Origin of the sequence: Nitratireductor sp. L15S-10, from assembly GCF_045011005.1 — a bacterium.
Lineage (GTDB): Bacteria > Pseudomonadota > Alphaproteobacteria > Rhizobiales > Rhizobiaceae > Nitratireductor.
This window is the reverse complement of the sequence record NZ_CP120674.1, coordinates 1658476-1677010: the sequence shown is the minus strand read 5'-3', so window position 1 is coordinate 1677010 and position 18535 is coordinate 1658476. Positions and strand designations below refer to the sequence as shown.

General features: G+C 60.3%; 18 protein-coding genes and 1 other RNA gene. 7 read left to right on the top strand and 12 right to left on the bottom strand.

Features of this window, described 5'->3' with window-relative positions; genetic code table 11:
- Positions 1 to 102 precede the first annotated feature (102 nt).
- Both P2W41_RS08035 and miaA read right to left on the bottom strand, forming a co-directional pair.
- Complete coding sequence (locus tag P2W41_RS08035) at positions 103 to 885, bottom strand: GGDEF domain-containing protein (protein ID WP_292896361.1); 783 nt, start codon at positions 883 to 885, stop codon at positions 103 to 105.
- Positions 886 to 975: 90 nt separating this feature from the next.
- Positions 976 to 1911, bottom strand: a complete 936-nt coding sequence (gene miaA / locus P2W41_RS08030) for a tRNA (adenosine(37)-N6)-dimethylallyltransferase MiaA (protein WP_404934945.1) — start codon at positions 1909 to 1911, stop codon at positions 976 to 978.
- A 30-nt stretch (positions 1912 to 1941) separates the two neighbouring features.
- Between miaA and serB the strand changes: the two genes are divergently transcribed.
- Both serB and P2W41_RS08020 read left to right on the top strand, forming a co-directional pair.
- Positions 1942 to 2829 carry a phosphoserine phosphatase SerB gene (gene serB, locus P2W41_RS08025; RefSeq protein ID WP_404934796.1) on the top strand — a complete coding sequence of 296 codons (888 nt, stop codon included), beginning with the start codon at positions 1942 to 1944 and terminating at the stop codon, positions 2827 to 2829.
- Positions 2826 to 3389 (top strand): GNAT family N-acetyltransferase, encoded by a 564-nt coding sequence (locus P2W41_RS08020; protein ID WP_404934795.1) that lies wholly within the window; start codon positions 2826 to 2828, stop codon positions 3387 to 3389. The genes serB and P2W41_RS08020 overlap by 4 nt, the downstream gene beginning before the upstream one ends.
- Positions 3390 to 3446: 57 nt before the next feature.
- Here P2W41_RS08020 and P2W41_RS08015 read toward each other — a convergent pair whose 3' ends face one another.
- From P2W41_RS08015 to P2W41_RS07985, 7 genes are all read right to left on the bottom strand, one after another.
- Positions 3447 to 4946, bottom strand: a complete 1500-nt coding sequence (locus tag P2W41_RS08015; protein WP_404934793.1) for a DegQ family serine endoprotease — start codon at positions 4944 to 4946, stop codon at positions 3447 to 3449.
- Positions 4947 to 5138: 192 nt separating this feature from the next.
- Complete coding sequence (locus P2W41_RS08010; protein WP_292896369.1) at positions 5139 to 5324, bottom strand: DUF2065 family protein; 186 nt, start codon at positions 5322 to 5324, stop codon at positions 5139 to 5141.
- Positions 5325 to 5336: 12 nt separating this feature from the next.
- Entirely contained in the window at positions 5337 to 6266 is a 930-nt protein-coding gene (hflC, locus tag P2W41_RS08005) for a protease modulator HflC (RefSeq protein WP_292896370.1), read from the bottom strand.
- Positions 6266 to 7372, bottom strand: a complete 1107-nt coding sequence (hflK, locus tag P2W41_RS08000; protein ID WP_292896372.1) for an FtsH protease activity modulator HflK — start codon at positions 7370 to 7372, stop codon at positions 6266 to 6268. Before hflK ends, hflC begins: the two co-directional genes overlap by 1 nt.
- Positions 7373 to 7520: 148 nt before the next feature.
- Complete coding sequence (locus P2W41_RS07995) at positions 7521 to 8015, bottom strand: dihydrofolate reductase (RefSeq protein WP_292896374.1); 495 nt, start codon at positions 8013 to 8015, stop codon at positions 7521 to 7523.
- Between the two features lie 14 nt (positions 8016 to 8029).
- Positions 8030 to 8824 (bottom strand): thymidylate synthase, encoded by a 795-nt coding sequence (locus P2W41_RS07990; protein WP_292896376.1) that lies wholly within the window; start codon positions 8822 to 8824, stop codon positions 8030 to 8032.
- 157 nt (positions 8825 to 8981) lie between these two features.
- Positions 8982 to 9293, bottom strand: a complete 312-nt coding sequence (locus P2W41_RS07985) for a DUF2853 family protein (protein ID WP_223021050.1) — start codon at positions 9291 to 9293, stop codon at positions 8982 to 8984.
- A 151-nt stretch (positions 9294 to 9444) separates the two neighbouring features.
- Here P2W41_RS07985 and ssrA point away from each other — a divergent pair.
- Positions 9445 to 9812, top strand: a transfer-messenger RNA (tmRNA) gene (gene ssrA / locus P2W41_RS07980).
- 117 nt (positions 9813 to 9929) lie between these two features.
- On the opposite strand, the gene P2W41_RS07975 is transcribed toward ssrA, so the two are convergent.
- Positions 9930 to 11135, bottom strand: coding sequence for a multidrug effflux MFS transporter (locus P2W41_RS07975; RefSeq protein ID WP_404934792.1), 1206 nt, complete (start codon positions 11133 to 11135; stop codon positions 9930 to 9932).
- Positions 11136 to 11299: 164 nt separating this feature from the next.
- Between P2W41_RS07975 and P2W41_RS07970 the strand changes: the two genes are divergently transcribed.
- The 4 genes from P2W41_RS07970 to P2W41_RS07955 all read left to right on the top strand — a co-directional run bounded on the left by P2W41_RS07970 (position 11300) and on the right by P2W41_RS07955 (position 13093).
- Complete coding sequence (locus P2W41_RS07970) at positions 11300 to 12001, top strand: TetR/AcrR family transcriptional regulator (RefSeq protein ID WP_292896381.1); 702 nt, start codon at positions 11300 to 11302, stop codon at positions 11999 to 12001.
- 86 nt (positions 12002 to 12087) lie between these two features.
- On the top strand, positions 12088 to 12666 hold the full coding sequence (locus P2W41_RS07965; RefSeq protein ID WP_292896383.1) for an SspB family protein: 579 nt from the start codon (positions 12088 to 12090) through the stop codon (positions 12664 to 12666).
- Positions 12667 to 12668: 2 nt separating this feature from the next.
- A complete protein-coding gene (locus P2W41_RS07960; protein WP_292896385.1) occupies positions 12669 to 12866 on the top strand; it encodes a DUF4169 family protein in 198 nt (65 codons plus the stop codon).
- Positions 12863 to 13093, top strand: a complete 231-nt coding sequence (locus P2W41_RS07955) for a ribbon-helix-helix domain-containing protein (protein WP_292896387.1) — start codon at positions 12863 to 12865, stop codon at positions 13091 to 13093. Before P2W41_RS07960 ends, P2W41_RS07955 begins: the two co-directional genes overlap by 4 nt.
- Positions 13094 to 13101: 8 nt before the next feature.
- On the opposite strand, the gene P2W41_RS07950 is transcribed toward P2W41_RS07955, so the two are convergent.
- Entirely contained in the window at positions 13102 to 16869 is a 3768-nt protein-coding gene (locus tag P2W41_RS07950) for an AsmA-like C-terminal region-containing protein (RefSeq protein WP_404934791.1), read from the bottom strand.
- Between the two features lie 231 nt (positions 16870 to 17100).
- A complete protein-coding gene (locus tag P2W41_RS07945; RefSeq protein WP_292896389.1) occupies positions 17101 to 18519 on the bottom strand; it encodes an FAD-binding oxidoreductase in 1419 nt (472 codons plus the stop codon).
- Positions 18520 to 18535: the final 16 nt, after the last annotated feature.

Sequence of the window (18535 nt, the reverse complement as noted above, 5' to 3'; positions counted from 1 at the left end):
GGTTCGCTGCGGTCAGAGCACTTGCTGCCCGTGCGATCATCCGACAGACGGGTTCTTCAGAAAGAACCGGCTCTTCTTGACAGGAAAGAAAAGCGCCGCAGCTCAGGCGCAAACGCGATTGCGCCCCAGGCGTTTGGCCTCATAGAGCATTTTGTCGGCGCGGCGATAAAACTCTTCGGCGGATTCCCGACCGTTCCAGATCGACAACCCGACACTTATCGTCACCCGAATGTTCACATTCGAGGTTTCGATAACAAGCGCGCCAACCGCACGGCGAATGCGCTCTGCGAGTTTCACTAGAGATTCGTTGTTCATGTTCGGCGCAACAATGGCGAATTCCTCGCCCCCCATGCGCGCCACCACATCGTGATAACGTGTGAGGTCCTTCAGGCAACGCGCCACCGCGCGCAGCACCTCGTCCCCCACATCGTGACCATGCGTATCGTTCACCTGTTTGAAGTGGTCGAGATCGAGCACCATCAAGCCGACAGGCTTCTCGATACGGCGGAACTCCTGGAGATATTCCCGCAACGCATCATCGAAGAAGCGCCGGTTTTGCATACCAGTAAGACTGTCTGTCAGCGCGGCGTGCTGGAGAGATTCTGATCGTGCGCTGAGTGTTTCCGTCATCGCCCGTAACTTCCCCTCCTCCTGCACCTGGGTGCGGATCAACGGATAGATGAAGAACAGACCGAAGAGGGTGGCTGTGGCGAGCAGAACACCTGAAATGAACAAAAGCTGGATAAAGCTCCCAGGCTCCCGGGGAGCAGGAAGTGTAGCGATATCGGAGCGCAGGAGCCAATAGGCATAGGCGAGCATCCCACCCGCTCCAAGGACGAGCGAAATGAATACAAAAAACGCCGACTCCGCTTTGTGGAAACGCATGCTGGCCCCGAACGACACCCTTTCAGCCGTTCTCGCACAGCCTTACTTACGCAAGGTTAATCTCCACAGGTAGAAGTGGCGGGATGTCGCCTATTTGAGATTGTTTTTGATGAAAATCACAAGATCATCCGTTGTTTCTGTGCGCGCGCTGATGGGCAGCCTCCACCACTGATCGTCGAGTTGGTGGCGAAACCAGGTGGCCTGTCTCTTGGAATAGCGCCGGGTGGCAGTTTTTGCTTTTGTTACGGCCTCGTCCAGAGTGCACTCGTGCCGCAAATACGCAGCCAGTTCTGGAACCCCGATAGCCTTCATCGCCGGAAGGGACGCGGCAAGATCAAGTGCAAGGAGAGCCCTGACTTCGTCGAGCGCTCCCTCGTCGACCATACTGTCAAAACGGCGCTCGATACGGTCGACAATGAATGAGCGCTCCGGCTCAAGGACGATACAGGTGCTGCTCTTCCGGTTGACCAATGGCGTGCTTGTTTCGCCCTGCCAGACGCTTAGCGCCTTGCCCGTGGCATCGTGAACCTCCAGGGCGCGCGTGATGCGCTGCCCGTCCGTGGGCCCAATTGCAGCCGCAGCCGTGGCATCGCGCTCCGAGAGGAGACGGTGTAGCGCTTCCGGTCCTTCAACCGCAAGCCGTTGCCGCCAATGAAAGCGCACGGCTTCCGGCACCGGTGGCGTGGGTGCGATACCATTGAGAAGTGCATGAAAATAAAGCCCCGTACCGCCCACAAAGATCGGGCGACAACCTCCCAAAACGCCCTTTTCAAAGAGTACGGCCACGTCGTCCAGCCATGCCCCGGTAGAATACGCGACGGAAGGTGGTACGTGACCATAAAGATGGTGCGGTACCCTCGCCAGATCATCTGCCCCCGGTCGCGCTGAAAGAACGCGAAGCACGTCATAGACCTGCATGGAGTCGGCATTGATGATCGCACCGCCAACCTCCATGGCCAGACGCAGCGCCAGCGCAGACTTGCCGCTGGCCGTTGGCCCGGCTATCAGGATCGCATCGTTCAGCATGCCTGCCATTCAAGCTCCTGGAAAGCGCCCATGTCCCTCGTTGCAACCCTCATCTCACATCCGGAAAAACGTATGCTCACGCCGGACGTTGCGACTATGGCCATGAAGGCGCTCGATGCAAGCGCCATCGACTGGCTGGGGGAAAACCTCGCTTGTGATATCGCTGTCAAACCCGGGGTCGAGCCCGCAGAGGCAGACGCCAAGCTGCGCGTTACCCTCGCCCGCATACCAGTAGACATCGCGGTGCAAGAAGCACAGAACCGCCGCAAGAAAATGCTGATCGCCGACATGGATTCAACCATGATTGATCAGGAATGCATCGATGAGCTGGCGGCCGAACTCGGGCTAAAGCAAGCTGTAGCAGAGATAACCCGTCGGGCCATGAACGGCGAGATCGCATTTGAGCCCGCACTTGAAGAACGCGTCGCTTTGCTCAGGGGCTTGCCCCTCGATGTCATCGACAGCGTCATTGAAAAACGCATCACGCTCGCTTCCGGCGGTCGTACTCTGGTCGCCACAATGAAGGCGTCTGGAGCATTCACGGCCCTGGTGTCGGGCGGCTTCGAGCAGTTCACGGGGCCCGTCGGCGGAAAACTCGGCTTTCATACCCAGCAGGCGAATCGGCTCCTTACCCATGAAGGGAAGCTCAGCGGCGAAGTGGCAAAACCCATTCTGGGCCGCGCCGCCAAGGCCGAAGCGCTTGATCGCCTCATCGCCCAACTTGGCATCACACGGCAGGATGTGCTGGCTGTTGGCGATGGAGCCAACGATCTCGACATGATCGAACGGGCCGGCCTCGGCGTAGCGCTTCACGCCAAGCCCGCCGTTGCGGCTCAGGCCGGTGTGCGCATCGATCACGGAGATCTCACCGCACTCCTCTTCCTGCAGGGTTACCGGGAAGCGGAATTCGTCCAATGACGCTTTTGAAGACCGAGCGCCTGATTCTGCGCAACTGGTGCGAGGAAGATCGTCCGTTCTTTCATCGTATCAATTCCGATGATGAGATCATGGAGTATTTCCCTTTCCGCCGGAGCCGCCGGGAGGCGGACGCCATCATGGAACGAATTCGTGATGGCATCGCGCAAAACGGCTTCGGCTTCGCGGCTGCGGTTCTGAAGGAGACCGGCCAGCCGATCGGCTTTGTGGGGCTCCATAGGCCGTCGGGACTAGCTAACCTGCCGGAAGGAACCATAGAAATCGGCTGGCGGCTGGCACCGGAATTCTGGGGCAAAGGCTACGTCACGGAGGCCGCTCGCGCCTGGCTCGCTTTCGGCTTTGAAAAGCTTGGGTTTGAGGAAATCGTCTCTTTTGCGGTCGTTGACAATGAACGTTCCACTGCCGTCATGCGCCGTATCGGCATGCACCATGACCCGAATGGCGACTTTGACCATCCCGGCGTTCCAGACAGCCACCCGCACCTGAAGTCCCATGTGCTTTACCGACTTCGGCGGTCGGATTGGCGCGCCACGCAAAAATGATAAAGCCCGGTGGTTACCACCACCGAGCCGTTTTGATTTGGCGGAATATGGATGAAGTCAGTCCATCCGCAAAGTGACAAAGCGAAGCTCACCATTCTTCGAGGCCAGCATCAGCAGTGCGTTCCGGCGCCCCTGCCCTTTCAGCTCCTCAAGCCGGTCCAGCGCTTCCTTGGGTGTTGAGACCGTAGCCTGTGCGATCTCAACGATGACGTCGCCCGCGGCCACACCTTTTGTAGATGCCGGCGAGCTCTCATCCACCTTGGTGATCACCACACCGCTGACATCGGCGGAGATTTCAAACTGTTCTCGCAGTTGGTCATCCAGAGTGGCCATGTGCATTCCCAGAACAGCCGCCGAGGAGACAGCCTCGCTGTCACCAGCGGACTTGTTCGTTCTTGTCTCTGCAGAAGCCAGTTTCTCGCCGTCTTCAAGCCGTCCGAGGGTCACCCGCACGGTTTGCTCCTCGCCCTTGCGGACCACGACGACGTCCACTTCCTTGCCAACCGGGCTCTCGGCAACGACGCGCGGCAGTTCGCGCACATTCTCGACAGCCTTTCCGTCGAACTCCACGATCACGTCACCGGGTTGAATGGAGCCATCGTCCACTGGGCCACCTTCGATGACGCCACTCACCATCGCACCCATGGCTTTTTCCATGCCCAGGCTTTCGGCGATCTCGTCGGTAACTTCCTGAATACGCACACCGAGCCAGCCGCGCCGCGTCTCCCCGAACTCACGCAACTGATCCACCACCTTGATGGCCAGCGCCGAGGGGATGGAAAAGCCGATGCCGATCGAGCCACCGGTTGGCGAAATGATGGCCGTGTTGATGCCGATCACCTCACCGTCCATATTGAACAGCGGCCCGCCGGAGTTGCCACGATTGATGGCCGCATCCGTCTGGATGAAATCGTCATAGGGACCGGAGCCGATCTCGCGGTTGCGCGCCGAGACAATGCCGACAGTCACCGTTCCACCAAGACCGAACGGATTACCAATCGCCATCACCCAGTCGCCGATCCGCATCTTGTCGGAATCCCCGAACGGAACGTCCTGCAATTTGCGTTGGCCGGGATCAATCTTGAGCACAGCCAGATCCGTCTTCGTGTCAACGCCCAATAGTTCCGCGTCGAGTTTACCTCCGTCAGTGAAATTGACGACGATCTCGTCTGCGCCGGAGATCACGTGGTTGTTGGTGACAACAATGCCTTCTTCCGCGTCGATCACGAAGCCAGAGCCCAGAGACTGCGCCTGCCGCGGTCCCTGCTCCTGTTCAGGCTCATCCTGGAAGAAGTCGTCAAAAAACTCCTGCAGCGGAGAGCCTTCCGGCAGCTTTGGCAAAGGGACCCGCCCCGAAGCGCCACCGTCCGTGGAACGCGAAGTGGAGATGTTGACCACCGCGCCGGCAAGCCGCTCGGCCAGGTCCGCCACCGAGGCCGGACCTTCCGCCCTTGCTTCCTGAGCCAGGATCACGGGAGCGGAGCTGAGACCACCCAGCGCGATCAGCGCGGCGACTGGTGCCACCCGCGTGGCGCGTAAAATCTTCGTCGGGAACATTGAGAGCGTTTCTCCAGATGGCTTGCTTGGTGGAACGGCCTGTAGCTGGAACGGTAAACAGGGCCCCTGGTTGAACTTTAGGCTCAACACTGACCAAATTCCATTAACAGGCGTTTCACATCTGCATGATTGAGCCTGATTACGGCACGTTTGCGGCCCGCACGGGAATTCCATGCGGGCCGCAAGATTGCTTCATCCTCGAATGAGCCAGATCACCATCACACCGAGCACCATGGCCGAGATGCCAGCCGTGCGAAGCGCACTGTCCGGCATTTCGAGAACCTGCTCGGCGAGCCTTCTGGCCAGCCTTGGCATGCCGCCGTAGACCAGACCCTCGATAACGAGAACCAGGCCCAGGGCGGCAATGAAATCGCTCATGTCAGCCGCCGGTCACTGGCCGGTGGTCGCGCCCTGAGCAGCCGGCGCTGACGAACGGGCTCCACCACCGCTGGAGTCGTTGAAGAAACGGAAGAATTCCGAATCGGGCGACAAAAGCATGGTGGTGCCGTTGGGGTCCAGTGCCTGCTGATAGGCGTTCATCGAGCGATAGAACTCGAAGAAGTCCTGATCCCGCGAAAATGCCCCGGCGAAGATGGCGTTGCGTTCCGCCTCGCCCTCACCGCGCAGGATCTCGGCTTCACGCTGTGCGGCGGCCAGAATTTCGACCACCTCACGGTCGGCACGGGCGCGGATGCGGGCGGCGGCCTCACGGCCACGGGCACGCAGGCGTTCGGCCTCCGCCAGACGCTCGGCCTTCATGCGGTCATAGGTCTGCTGTGAGACCTCGGCCGTCAGGTCCGTACGACGAATGCGAACATCTTCTATCTCAAGCCCCAGAGACGCGGCGGCAGGCCGCAGCTCCTCGGCCACCTCGCGCATCATGGACGCTCGTTCTTCCGAAAGTGCCGCTTCGAAGCCACGCAGACCGTAAACCCGGCGCAACGCAGCGTCGAGACGTGTGCGCAGCCGCTGTTCAGCCAGCGTGACACTGCCCGAAACAGCCTGACGGAAACGACGGGGATCGTTGATCGAATAGGCGATGAACGCATCCACTTCGTAGAACTTGCCGCCCGAAACCTGCACGCGGATATCATCGAGATCGAAGCGCAGAATCCGGTCTTCGATGATCTGCACATTGTCTGCCTCGACAAACGCGAAAGGCAGTTTGAAATAGAGACCGGGTTCGGTCTTCACATCGACGATCTCACCGAAACGAAGAACGATGGCCTGCTGACGCTCGTTGACGACGAAGATCGCCGAATAGAGCAGGAACAGCAGGACCGCGCCGATCACGACGAGTATGGGAAGACGGTTGGACATCAGTTGCTCCCTCCCGCGGTTCCACGCGGCTGCTGCTGGGATTGCTGGCGAAGCTCGGGCAAAGGCAGGTAAGGCACGACGCCCTGGCCGCCATTCTGCTCGACGATCACCTTGTTCGAACCACGCAGCACGCCTTCCATGGTCTCCAGGAAGAGGCGTTTGCGCGTCACCTCGGGAGCCTTGGCATATTCGTCATAGACGGAGATGAAGCGCTGCGCCTCACCCTCGGCTTCCTGAACGACACGGTTTTTGTAGGCGGCAGCCTCTTCGCGAATCTGCGCCGCTTCACCACGCGCCTGACCCAGTTTCTGGTTGGAGTACTGGTTCGATTCCTCGACAAAACGGTCTTCGTCCTGCTCGGCGCGCTGCACCTCGTCGAACGCGTCTGCCACCTCGCGCGGCGGCGCAGCGTCCTCGATCGAAAGTGCGTTGACCGTCAGTCCCGTCCCGTATTCGTCGAGCGCGGTCTGGATGGTCACCCGAACATCCTCGGCTATGCCCTGGCGGTCGTCACGGAAGATGTCCTGTGCCGGGCGCCGGCCGACAACCTCACGCATGGCGCTTTCGGCGACCTGGCGCAACGTCTCGTCGGGATTGGCCACGTTGAAGAGATAGGCAGCAGGGTCGGCAACCTGATAGGCAACGGAGAATTTCACATCAACGATGTTCTGGTCGCCGGAAAGCATGAGCCCGCTTGAAGCCCCGCCCCTGGTCTGGCCGATATCCACCAGCCGTTCGGCAACGGAAGCTTTCTCGACAGTCTCGATGGGCCACCAATGGAAGTGCAGTCCCGGCTCTGAAAGTTCGGGTTTCGGCTTGCCGAAACGCAGCTCCACGGCCAGTTCGTCCGGCTGCACGGTGTAGACGGATTTGAACAGCCACAGGCCGGCAAGCGCCAGAAGCACCAGGCCGATCATCGCCGGGCTGACACCGCCGCCACCGGGCAGCGCGCTTTTCAGCCTGTCCTGGCCTCGCTTGATGATCTCTTCCAGATCCGGCGGAGATCCCTGCGGTCCACTCGGCCCACGCGGCCCCTGATCCCAGGGGCCTCCGTTATTGCCGCCGCCCCAAGGGCCGCCTCCGCCACTTTGATTGTTCCAGGGCATTCTTGTTCCTTTTCTCGATCCGGGTTCCGTCCGTCGAGGACAGCTCTCCCATCCGGTCAGTTATAGGTAGCGGCAAATCCTCTTTCAACGCGGCAGCCCGCCGCGTTTTCCGCTCTTTTCAGCGATTAGAGAGCCCTGCCCTGCCTCGTCACCGTCGTTGGTAGACCACATAGGAGGTGGCGTAAACGTCCTTTTCGCCGGCGGGCACCTCCAGGCGGGTCAACTCTTCCCATATTTCCGGGTCGATTTCCGGGAACACCGTGTCGCCGTCGATCTCCGCGTGCACATGAGTGACATGCAGGCGGTCGGCCTTGTCGATCGCTTCCCGGTAAATCTGTCCGCCCCCAATCACGCAGACATCCTGGCCGGGGTCATCCGCGGCTGCCAGCGCAAGCCCCACTTCCAGGGAAGACACGCATTCAGCCCCTTCGGCCAAATAGTCCGCCTGCCGTGTGACGACGATGTTGCGCCGCCCCGGCAGTGGCTTGCCGATGCTTTCCCAGGTCTTGCGCCCCATGATTACGGGCTTTCCCATGGTAACGGCCTTGAAACGCTTTAGATCGGTCGAAAGTCGCCACGGCAGATCACCGTCGCGCCCGATGACCCCGTTCTGCGCCATTGCAACGACCAGTTCGACACTCATCATCCCCTCCCCGGTCATACCGCAATCGGTGCGCGGATCGTCGGATCGGCCACATAGCCATCGAGCCGGAAATCCTCGAACCGGAAGGCGAAGAGATCGGTTACGTCCGGGTTGATCCACATGGTCGGCAGCGGCTTGGGCGTCCGTGTCAGTTGCTCGCGCGCCTGTTCGAAATGGTTGGAATAAAGATGTGCATCGCCCAGCGTATGCACGAAATCACCGGCGCGCAGCCCCGTCACCTGCGCCACCATCATCGTCAGAAGCGCATAGGAAGCGATGTTGAAGGGCACACCGAGAAAGATATCGGCCGACCGCTGGTAAAGCTGGCAGGAGAGCCGCCCGTCAGCCACATGAAACTGGAAAAGGCAGTGGCACGGCGGCAGCGCCATGGAATCGACCTCAGCCGGGTTCCAGGCCGAAACCACATGCCGGCGCGAATGAGGATTGTCACGCAAACCTTTAAGAAGATTCGCGATCTGATCGATCTGCCCACCGTCCGGAGCAGGCCACGAACGCCATTGGGCCCCATAGACGGGGCCGAGGTCGCCATTCTCATCCGCCCACTCGTCCCAGATCGAAACCCCATTGTCCTTGAGATAGGCGATGTTCGTATCGCCCTTCAGAAACCACAGCAATTCGTGAATGATGGAGCGCAGGTGCAGCTTCTTCGTGGTGAGAACCGGAAACCCCTCCTCCAGATTGAAGCGCATCTGATAGCCGAAAACGCCGCGCGTACCCGTTCCCGTACGATCGTCGCGGTCGACACCGTTTTCGAGGACATGGGAAAGAAGATCGAGATACTGGCGCATGGCGGTCCGATTCGGGCTGGCGTTATCGCCGCATCATAAAGCAGCTGACCGGCACGAAAAGTGCGGGCCCTGCGAATATCGGTCTCGTCCACACGCGCGCATGAAAACGCCCCCACCGACAGGGAGGAGGCGCTTGAAGGTCAGGTCGCGTGGCGGTTCAGAGGCTGGAAAGCTTGCCCAGATGCTTCGCGACGAGATAGTAAAACGTCACGCGGCTTTTCGAATTGTCGCCGGACATCGTCTCGCAGACCTTTTCAATGATGGAATCGCATTTTGCGCCATCGGTTTCGCCGAGCTTCTTCATGCACCAGCTCTCGCGCACGCGATCAAGTTCGCTGGAATCGCTGCAGGAGACCAGCGACGAGTCCCGGTTGCGCAACGCGATGCCAAGATGCTTCACGATCTTCTTGACGACGTCTTCGTCAGCGGTTGCATCATATTTGCGGACATCCGCGAGATAATCGGCCATGATTTTTCCCTCGTTTCAAATCGTGGGCCCCTTCGACACGATCCGGCCAACAACGCAACCTCAACGTTTGCCAAAGTTCTTCCCACACCGTTGCAGACATTCCGCAAAGCATGACGTCAAGTCAATGCCGAAAAGACTTTTCGCCAGAATCCCCCTTTTCTTGCTCCGGCGGCCTCACTATATTCGCACCGTCGGCTCGACCGACTATGGCGATAAACTGCCGGTGTAATAAACCATTCGGACCCGGGGGCAGTGCCCGGCGCCTCCACCACAAACCGTCGAAGACAATGCGTCCGCTGACGGCTTCTGATGGGGGCGAAACAGGATCGACGAGGGTGTAAAGATCGGACTTTCGCTCGGCATGATACCACCGTTATCGGGTCAAACCAGTAGTTGCAAACGACAACTATGCGGAGGCACGTCTCGCTGCTTAATGCAGTGCGACAGCTTCACTTAAACTCCTGAGGGTTCGCACCTTCAGGCGGGGTTCGGAGGCACCTGGCAACAGAAGCCTCCACTCCTCCTTTTGTTGGTTTTGCCAGTTTCCGCCTTTCCGGCAGGCGTCAGCCGTTCGCATGCAAAAGAAAGGGCGCCTCAGCGCCCCTCCAGAACCAGTCTTGCCAGTCGTATCCGACCTCATTCGGCGGCAGCCCGCGCAGGCTGTTGATCGCGTCCCAGCGTCAGATGCGTCAACGCAAGCGCAAGCACGGCACACACGGCAATGCTCGTCACCATCGGCAACGGTGTTCCGTCGAAGAACAGGCCTGAAACAGCCATCGCCAGAGCCCCGGTGGCAAAATGCAGCGTTCCCATCAGTGCCGAGGCCGTGCCGGCAATAGTGCCGTGATCATCCATCGCAAGAACCGATGTCGTGGGAATGACGAGCCCCAGAAACCCGTAGCCGACGAAAAGGAATGAGGCCAGCACCCAGAGCGACTGCAGACCGGATGCCATCACGACCAGCATGGCCACGATCATCGTCGCATAAGAAACGACGGCGAGCCGCACGACACGACGCAAACCATATCGCTCCGTCAGCCGCCCCGTGAGCTGCGACATGGTGAAAAATGCCACCGCATTCATGGAAAAGAAGACACTGTAGAGCGTCGGCGACAACCCGTAATGGTCTATCAGCACAAAGGAGGAGTTGGACAGATAAACGAAGAAACTGGAAATGCCGAACCCTCCGATGAAGGTCAGGCCCATGAACTTCCGGTCCCCGAGAAGAAAACGGTAGCCGGCAAGCGCCGTGCGCAGTGAACTGCCTTTCCTTTCCTCAGCGGGCCTGGTTTCCTTGAGGGCCGTTGCCAGAAGAAAAAGGCCAAGAACCGCAGCGATGGTTACGGACCAGAACACGGCCCGCCAGCCGAGAGAAGCGATGATCATGCTTCCCGTCAGCGGAGCCAGAATGGGCGAAATGGAGAAGACCAGCATCAGGAGCGACATCAGCCGCGCCGCTTCCGTGCCGGTATGAAGATCGCGTACCACAGCGCGCGGCACGACCATCCCGGCCGAAGCCCCGAGCCCCTGCAGAAACCGAAACGCGATCAGCATTTCGATGTTGCTGGCCAGCGCCGATCCGATACTACCGATGATGAAAACGACCAGGCCCGCATAGAGTGGCGCTTTGCGGCCCACCATGTCGGAAATCGGCCCAACGATAATCTGGGCCAGTCCCATCGAGAGAAAGAACACCAGAAGAGACATTTGCACCGGCACGGTGCCTGCATCGAGATCCGCGCCAATCGAGGGAAGCGCCGGCAGATACATGTCGATGGCGAACGGACCGACGGCAGTCAGAAGGCCAAGAACCAGCGCAATGCGCAAAAATCTTGTGGTCATGGATTTTCACTTTCAGAAAAGATGGCGCCACGATCGGCGTCAAACTAAAGACAAAACACTGGGGAGAGGCCCGGCACAGGGTTGCCGGAGGGCACAGCCCGCAAAACTGATCTGTAGCGACTATATTTTTGGACAGCCTTGTCTAATATGTCAATCGCACATATATGTTTTTTATGGATGCGATCAACGCTACTGACAGGCTCCCGACACGCGGACATGCGGCCAAGCGGCTGTCCATTCTCGAAGCGGGCGCGCGTGTTTTCTGCCGGGAAGGCTATTCGGGCGCGAACATTGACATGATCGCTGCCGAAGCCGCGGTCTCGCGACAAACCGTTTACAATCACTATGGCGACAAGGATAAGCTGTTCGCAGCCGTCGTCACCGAGATCACCCAGCGCTGCAACGCCCGCAGCTTCGAAGTGCTCGCAACCTTTCCCGATCAACCCGAAAACCTCGAGAACGAGCTCATCGCCTTTGCAGTGCGCCTGACACGGAACTGTCTGTGCGACGAAGACGGGAAGTATCTTCGCAAACTCATTCAAAGTGAGGGTGAGAGGCATCCTCAGCTCTTTGCAGGCTGGCGCACGGACGGTCCGGGCAAGGTGTGGTCAGCGCTCGCTGCCCGCTTCGCCCGTCTTGCCTATGCCGGACACCTCGATCTGGACGACCCTGACATCGCGGCGCGTCAATTCCTCGCCCTCGTGAACACCGAACTGCAGATCCCCGCTCTTTTTGGCGAGAAGCTGGAGAGCAGCCGACTACAGGAAACAGCCGCCTGCGCGGTCAGGACCTTCCTGCGCGCCTATGGCAGAAACCGGTCGGACAGCCAGGAAATGGCGCGCGGCGAGCGGGCTTTGCGTGCCTGACGCTGCGGAACTCTCCTTTTGCCGGTTTACCTGAGCACTGTCCTTGATTAGAGGTAGGGCGAAGATTCACAAACCGGTTCCCGTTGATGGCCGAAGACCGCATAAGATACGATATTCTCGCTCAGGACGCCCTGCGTGGCGTTATGCGCAAGGTTCTGGCAGAGGTTGCGCGCACCGGGCTTCCCGGTGAGCACCACTTCTTCATCACCTTCCTGACCAACGCTCCGGGCGTCCGCGTCTCCTCACGGCTCCGTGAGCGTTATCCCGAGCAGATGACAATCGTATTGCAGTATCAGTACTGGGATCTGAAAGTGAGTGAGACTGGCTTTGAGGTCGGTTTGTCCTTTGCCGACGTTCCCGAAATGCTGAGCGTGCCCTTCTCCGCCGTCCGCGGTTTCTACGATCCTTCGGTCAATTTCGAGCTGGAGTTCGACGTCAAGCCGGAGCAAGGCGAGCAGTCCGCGGATATCACCGAGGTCTATCCCGAAGCAGCAGACGAACCGCAAAAGCCTGCTGCCAGGAAGAAGCCCGCCAAAAAGGCCAGGAAGGAAAAGGCGGAGACTGAAAACGACTCCGCAAAGGAAGAAGCTCCCGCATCCGAAGGCAAAGGGACTGAAGGCAAGGGGGCCGACGTCGTCTCTCTCGACGCATTCCGAAAGAAGTGACGATGGGCGAACTGATCAATCTCAGGCAGCGGCGCAAGCGCCGCGCCCGCGAAGAGAAAGAGCAGCGAGCCACAGAAAACCGTGTTCTTCACGGTCGCACCAAAGCCGAACGCACCCGGCAAGAGAACGCAAAGGCCCGTTCGGTAGCCCGGCTCGAAGGGCACAAACGCGAAGAGAACCGGGACGAAGCTCCCAGATGAGCCGGATCGCCAAGCGTTCGGTCAGCATTCGTGGCCATCGGACAAGCGTATCTTTGGAAGAGCCGTTCCTCGCCGAGCTGGAGAGCATCGCCCACCGCAGAAACATCTCGTTGGCAGCGCTCATTGCTGAGATAGACGCCGGTCGTGAAGACGAAAACAATCTCTCTTCCCAATTGCGGCTCTATGTCCTTCAGGATCTGAAGACCCGGACGCTCCCCCGCTCCTGACCGTCAGTTCACCCCCCGTCTGAGCCCAGAAGTTCGCGCAGTCTTTGGGGTGAAAGGTTCTTCGAGCGAAAAAACTCTGAAACCGCATCAGGTGAGTTCGCGCCTTCCGGAGCCTCCAGCGGCGCTCGCTCGACTTCTGAGGGTGTGGTGCGTCCCCGGGGGACACTTTGCTGCTGGCGCTTGCGCGCTTCGGCTGCCCGCGCCGCCTCCCGGGCCCGGCGCGCGGCTTCGGCCTCTCGCTGCGCCTGTCGACGTGCCGCTTCCTCCGCCTCGCGCTTCTGGCGAAGTTCGCGCTCCAGTCTCTGGCGCTCTGCTTCTGCCCGCTCGCGCTCGGACTGGAGTGCCGCGAAATAGCGTGCCTCCCGGCGCAATCTCTGCTTTTCAAGTAGCACAGACTGCATGCGCTCGACCCGCACCTGTTCACGTTCCAGCGCCCGCTGGGTCAAGAACTGCGCGAGCGGACCGGCCGAAAGCGAAAGCCCTACATCGCCGAACGGGCCCGACGCGGCCAGATCCACACGAGGCTCCGCCCCCACAACGGCTTCGAGACCGGGATCGAAGACCAGTGCCCCGGTCGTCTCGACCGTCATACGCTGCAGATCGGCCGACGCGGTCGTGGTCAAGATGGCTCCCTCTGCCTCAAGCCGCATCGGTGGTGTACGAACAACGCCACCGGCAACGGTAAAGGCGAACTCTGTGCTCCCCACCTGAAACGTGCCATTGCGGATGATGGGGGGCGCGAAAATCTCGGTTTGTGCGACATCGATCTCATTGCCCAGCGCATCCGCTTTCTCAAGAATCAGCGGCAGCGCCTTCGGGTTGATATCTCGGATGCTCAAATCGTTCACGGTGACCGAGCCGGACCCGGTCAGAGCCGAGGCCATGCCGTTCACCGTCTTGCCGCTGGCGGTCACGCTCGCATGGCCACTCAGGCGTCCTTCAAGGCTCCCCTGCGGCATAAGCGCTTCCAGCGCCGTATCTTTCAATCCGATTTGCGCCGTGAGCAAGCCTGTTCCGGCATTGTTTTTGAGCGTTGCAAACCCCTCGATCGAACCGTCAAAAGCCGCCGCCTTCAGATCGGAAACCGTCAGCCCCTCATCGTCGAGCTTCAGCTTCAGGCTGGCCGCCTGTCCAGCCGGGAAAAAACCGGCCCAGAGCACATCCGTCTGAACGTCGAGATCGACTGCAAACGGCAAATCGACGTCACCGCTGAACGGTTCTTCGGGCCAGGCCCCGCTCTCCTCCCCCGACAACACATCCGGCCCCAGAACGAGCTCCGCCGCCGGCGCAAGGTCGAAACGCGCCAGGCGAAGCGCGCCGTCGATACGCGGTTTGCCGCCATCGCGCAGGATGTTGAAATCGCCACTCAGGTCAGTTCCGGCCACCACGCCGGAAAGCCCCGAGAGCACGACAACCTCCTCGCTCCACTCGAGCCCGGCTTCCAGCTCAACCGGCAATCCAAGTCCGAAGCCCGGCAATACGACGCCGCCAACGGCAAGCCATGGCTCGACATCATCGCTTTCGATCCGCACCTTCCCGGCAAGAGCCGGGGTCGAAAGGGCATTGGCCAGCCCTCCGTCGAAACTCGCAGTAAAGCCCTCGCCCGTGACGGAGACCTGTGTGCTGACCCCGTCTGCCAGCGAGCCCGCAGCCGTGAGTTCGAGCTTGGCATCTCCGACCAGCCCGAGCGGAAGCGCCGGCAGGCCCGCAAGGCCATAGAGCACCGCAGCATCGTCATTTCTGGCCGTCACCGAAAGCTTGAAATTCCCCTGCAGCGGATCGTCCCGGGGACTGCGATCGGAGAGCGAAAAGCTGAGATCAGTGCCACCGGCCTCCCCTTCCGCGCTCACCGCAAGCCCCACCGTGCCATCCCCGTTGTCGGCAGCGCTGGCCACGAGATTGATTTCCGCGTTCTCAAGCAGGCCGGGGAAAGCCTTAACCCGGTGGGCAATGGCCTCCAGAGCACGATTTTGCGGAAAACGGCCAGCCGCCATCATGGCAAGGTCGGCGAGATCGGTCGACAGGATGGTTGCATCAATCTGGCCCGTCAGCGCGGTGGAGAAATCGCGGAGCTGCCCCGTGGCGCTGATTTGTGCGCCTGCAAGCCCACCCAGTGTCAGCCTGTCGATCTCAAGCACGCCCGCGCGCAGACGCAGCGCGGTATCAACCGTTTCCGCCACAACACCCCCGGCAGCGACAGGCCCCGCCTTGACGGCGAGATCCACATCATGGCCGGAAAGTCTGTTCACACCGGCATCATTCACGAAAAGCGAGACAAAAGCACGAATACCGTCGAGATCGAGTGCCTCCCCCTCGAGCGCAATGTCCAGAGAGGGTTTGGCATCGTCCGGCGCCTGCCGTTCAACGCGGCCATTGAAGCGTGCGCCGCCCAGGATGAGTTCCAGCGTTTCGAAGGTCTGTGCACGCTGCGAGAGGTCCACATCGGCGCTGAAGCCAGCCGAAGAGAGGCGCCGGATGGCATCATCCACATCGCGCGAAATCCATGCAGCAAAACCCGATGGCTGCGCGATCGCAAGCAGCATGCGCCCCTTGAACGCGAGGGCGTCGCGCGTCGTCAACAGACCGCTGGCTTCCAGCCGCGTCCGACCGGGCAGGGTCGCAGCCACCGAGCCGATAGACCAGCCGCGGTCCGCCGGCTGCGCACGCAGTTCGATATTCCGGATCGTCGTATCGCCAGCCACAATGGCCGGCAGATTGATTGCGATCTCACCGGGGATGCCCGGTGCCGGCAGAGCCCGCATAAGAGCCGAAAACGCGTTGAAACGCGCATTGAGGTCCAGTCCGGCAATAGAGCCGCTTTCTCCATCCTCCGCTTCGAAACGAAGCTGGGCTCCGTCCGCCTCGACCAGAAAACGCGGAGCGCCGCCAAACTCGATGCGCGCCCTGCCCTCGGCACTATAGGGAGCATCAACCGGTCCCGTCTCGAAGCGAAACGCGTCCACCAAAAGCCGATCGTGCCTGAGGTCGAAGCTGCCGGTCAGTCGGTTGCTCGCCGCCGCCGTGGTGAGCGCCGGAGCGCGCCCGTCCTCCTCGCGCAGCGCGGCCATCGCCTCCTGGCTATAGGTGTTCAAAGTAAAAGTGCCGTCATAGTAGGCGGCTTCGTCTTCGATACGAGCCTGGCCATCCATGGCAAGCCTGACGGGAAGATCGTCAGGCAACGCGTCGATCCGCAACCGCATCCGCCCATCATCCCCAAGCGTACCGGTCGAAACGGAAACCTGCATCGGCAAACCATCGAAAGCGAGCGATCCGCCAATCCGCCAGGGTCCTGCCAGGCTGCGAGCGGAAAGCTCCGCATCGATATCGGACACCTGATGAGTCTGCCCACTAGCTGCATGGCGAAGCGTCACCGAGCCATCGACAATGCTGACGCTTTCAAGCGTTACCTGCCGCGGGTCGAAGGGGCCGGAAGGACGCACGGCCCAGTCGATGCCACCATCTGCAGCCACAGCAATACGCGCCTTTGGCCGCGTGAGCTGCATGTCGAAAATCAGCACCTCGCCGCGCAAAAACGGAGCAAGCTCGGCATGCATGGAGAATTCATCCACCGTCATGCCCGGTGCATCCGGCGTTTCGCCGGCCACAACCACATCGGTGAAGGTCAGCGAGGGAAATGGCAAAAGCCGTGCCCGCGCAGTGCCCTCCACCCGCACATCGCGGCCAAGCACGCGCCCCGCTTCCCGCTCAAATGCGGAACGGTAGTGGTTCCAGTCGATGAAATAGGGGGCAATGAGCGCCGAGGTGAGCGCCAGCACCACAAGTCCACCGAAGAATACAAACAGCCGGGCCAGATCGCTCTCCCTGGTTCAAACGCTGTTGGCCTACACTAGTGCAATTCCAGGCAAAGTGGAAACCGCTTTCCGGATGGAATTGCGTAAAAACAACAAGTTAGAGCGTCTGACGTTTCAGCGAAAAGCGCAAACGCTCCGGCGTGTTTTCGACGGCATTAAACAGGCTGTGGCTCACATGGTTGCATAAGGTGTTGCTTATAGCCGTCTGGATCCGACGATCTTGCCCGGGTTCATGATGTTGAGCGGATCGATAGCCTGTTTGACCGCCCGCATCACGTCCACCGCTTCGCCGAGCTCTTCTTCCAGGAAGCGCATCTTGCCCTGCCCGATCCCGTGTTCACCCGTGCAGGTGCCATCCATGGCAAGTGCCCTCTTGTTGAGGCGCGCGACAAAAGCTTCTGCCTGCTCGATTTCCTTCGGATCCTCCATGTCCATCAGGACGAGCACATGAAAATTGCCGTCGCCCACATGGCCGAGCACCGTGGCCATAAGCCCCTGCTCCTCGATATCCGCCTCGGTTTCCAGAATGCACTCGGCCAGCCTGGAGATGGGAACGCAGACATCGGTCGAGATGCCGCGCGTTCCTGGTCGCAGCGCCACGCTCGCCCAATAGGCGTTGTGGCGTGCCTTCCACAGCTTGGTGCGCTCCTCCGCGACACTCGTCCACTGAAATGGGCCGCCACCGAACTCTTCCGCGATTTCGCCAAAGGTTTCAGCCTGCTCCTTTACGCCGGCATCACTCCCGTGAAACTCGACAAACAGACACGGGCTTTCAGGGTAATTCAGATCGGAATAGGCGTTGATCGCCTTCATCGCGAGTGCATTGACGAACTCGATACGCGCCACCGGCACACCCATCTGGATCGTCGTGATCACCGCCTGGCACGCCGACTCCACGTCAGGGAACGGACATACGCCACCCGAGATGGCCTGGGGAATGCCATAAAGCTTCAACGTCAACGCGGTGATGATGCCCAGCGTGCCCTCGGCACCGATCAGAAGCCGCGTGAGATCGTAGCCGGCGGATGTCTTGCGTGCGCGCCGCGCCGTGGTGATCAGCCGTCCATCCGGCATCACGGCCTGCAGGTTCACCACATTGTCGCGCATCGTGCCGTAGCGCACCGCATTGGTGCCCGAGGCCCGCGTTGAGGCCATGCCTCCCAGGCTTGCATTGGCGCCGGGGTCGATCGGAAAAAACAGGCCCGTATCGCGCAGATAGTGGTTGAGATCCTCGCGGGTCACGCCGGGTTCCACCGTGCAATCCAGATCTTCGGTATTGACCGACAGGATGCGGTTCATGTTCATCAGGTCCAGCGAGATCCCGCCACCTGGCGCATTCACATGTCCCTCCAGGGAAGACCCGGTTCCGAAAGGGATGACGGGCACACGATGCTCTGCGCACATGCGCACCACATCCTGAACCTCCTCGACAGTATGCGGCGCGAACACCGCATCCGGCAGCTGCGGAGGAATATAACTGGTGGAATGGGCATGCTGCTCGCGAACCGAATGTCCGGTAGCAAGTCGCTCCCCGTAACGCTGACGCAAAAGGTTCAGCACAAGCCGAACACCTTCTTCGTTCCTTGCTACCTGTTCCAGTTCCGCAAGCGCCATTCAGCTTCTCCAATCA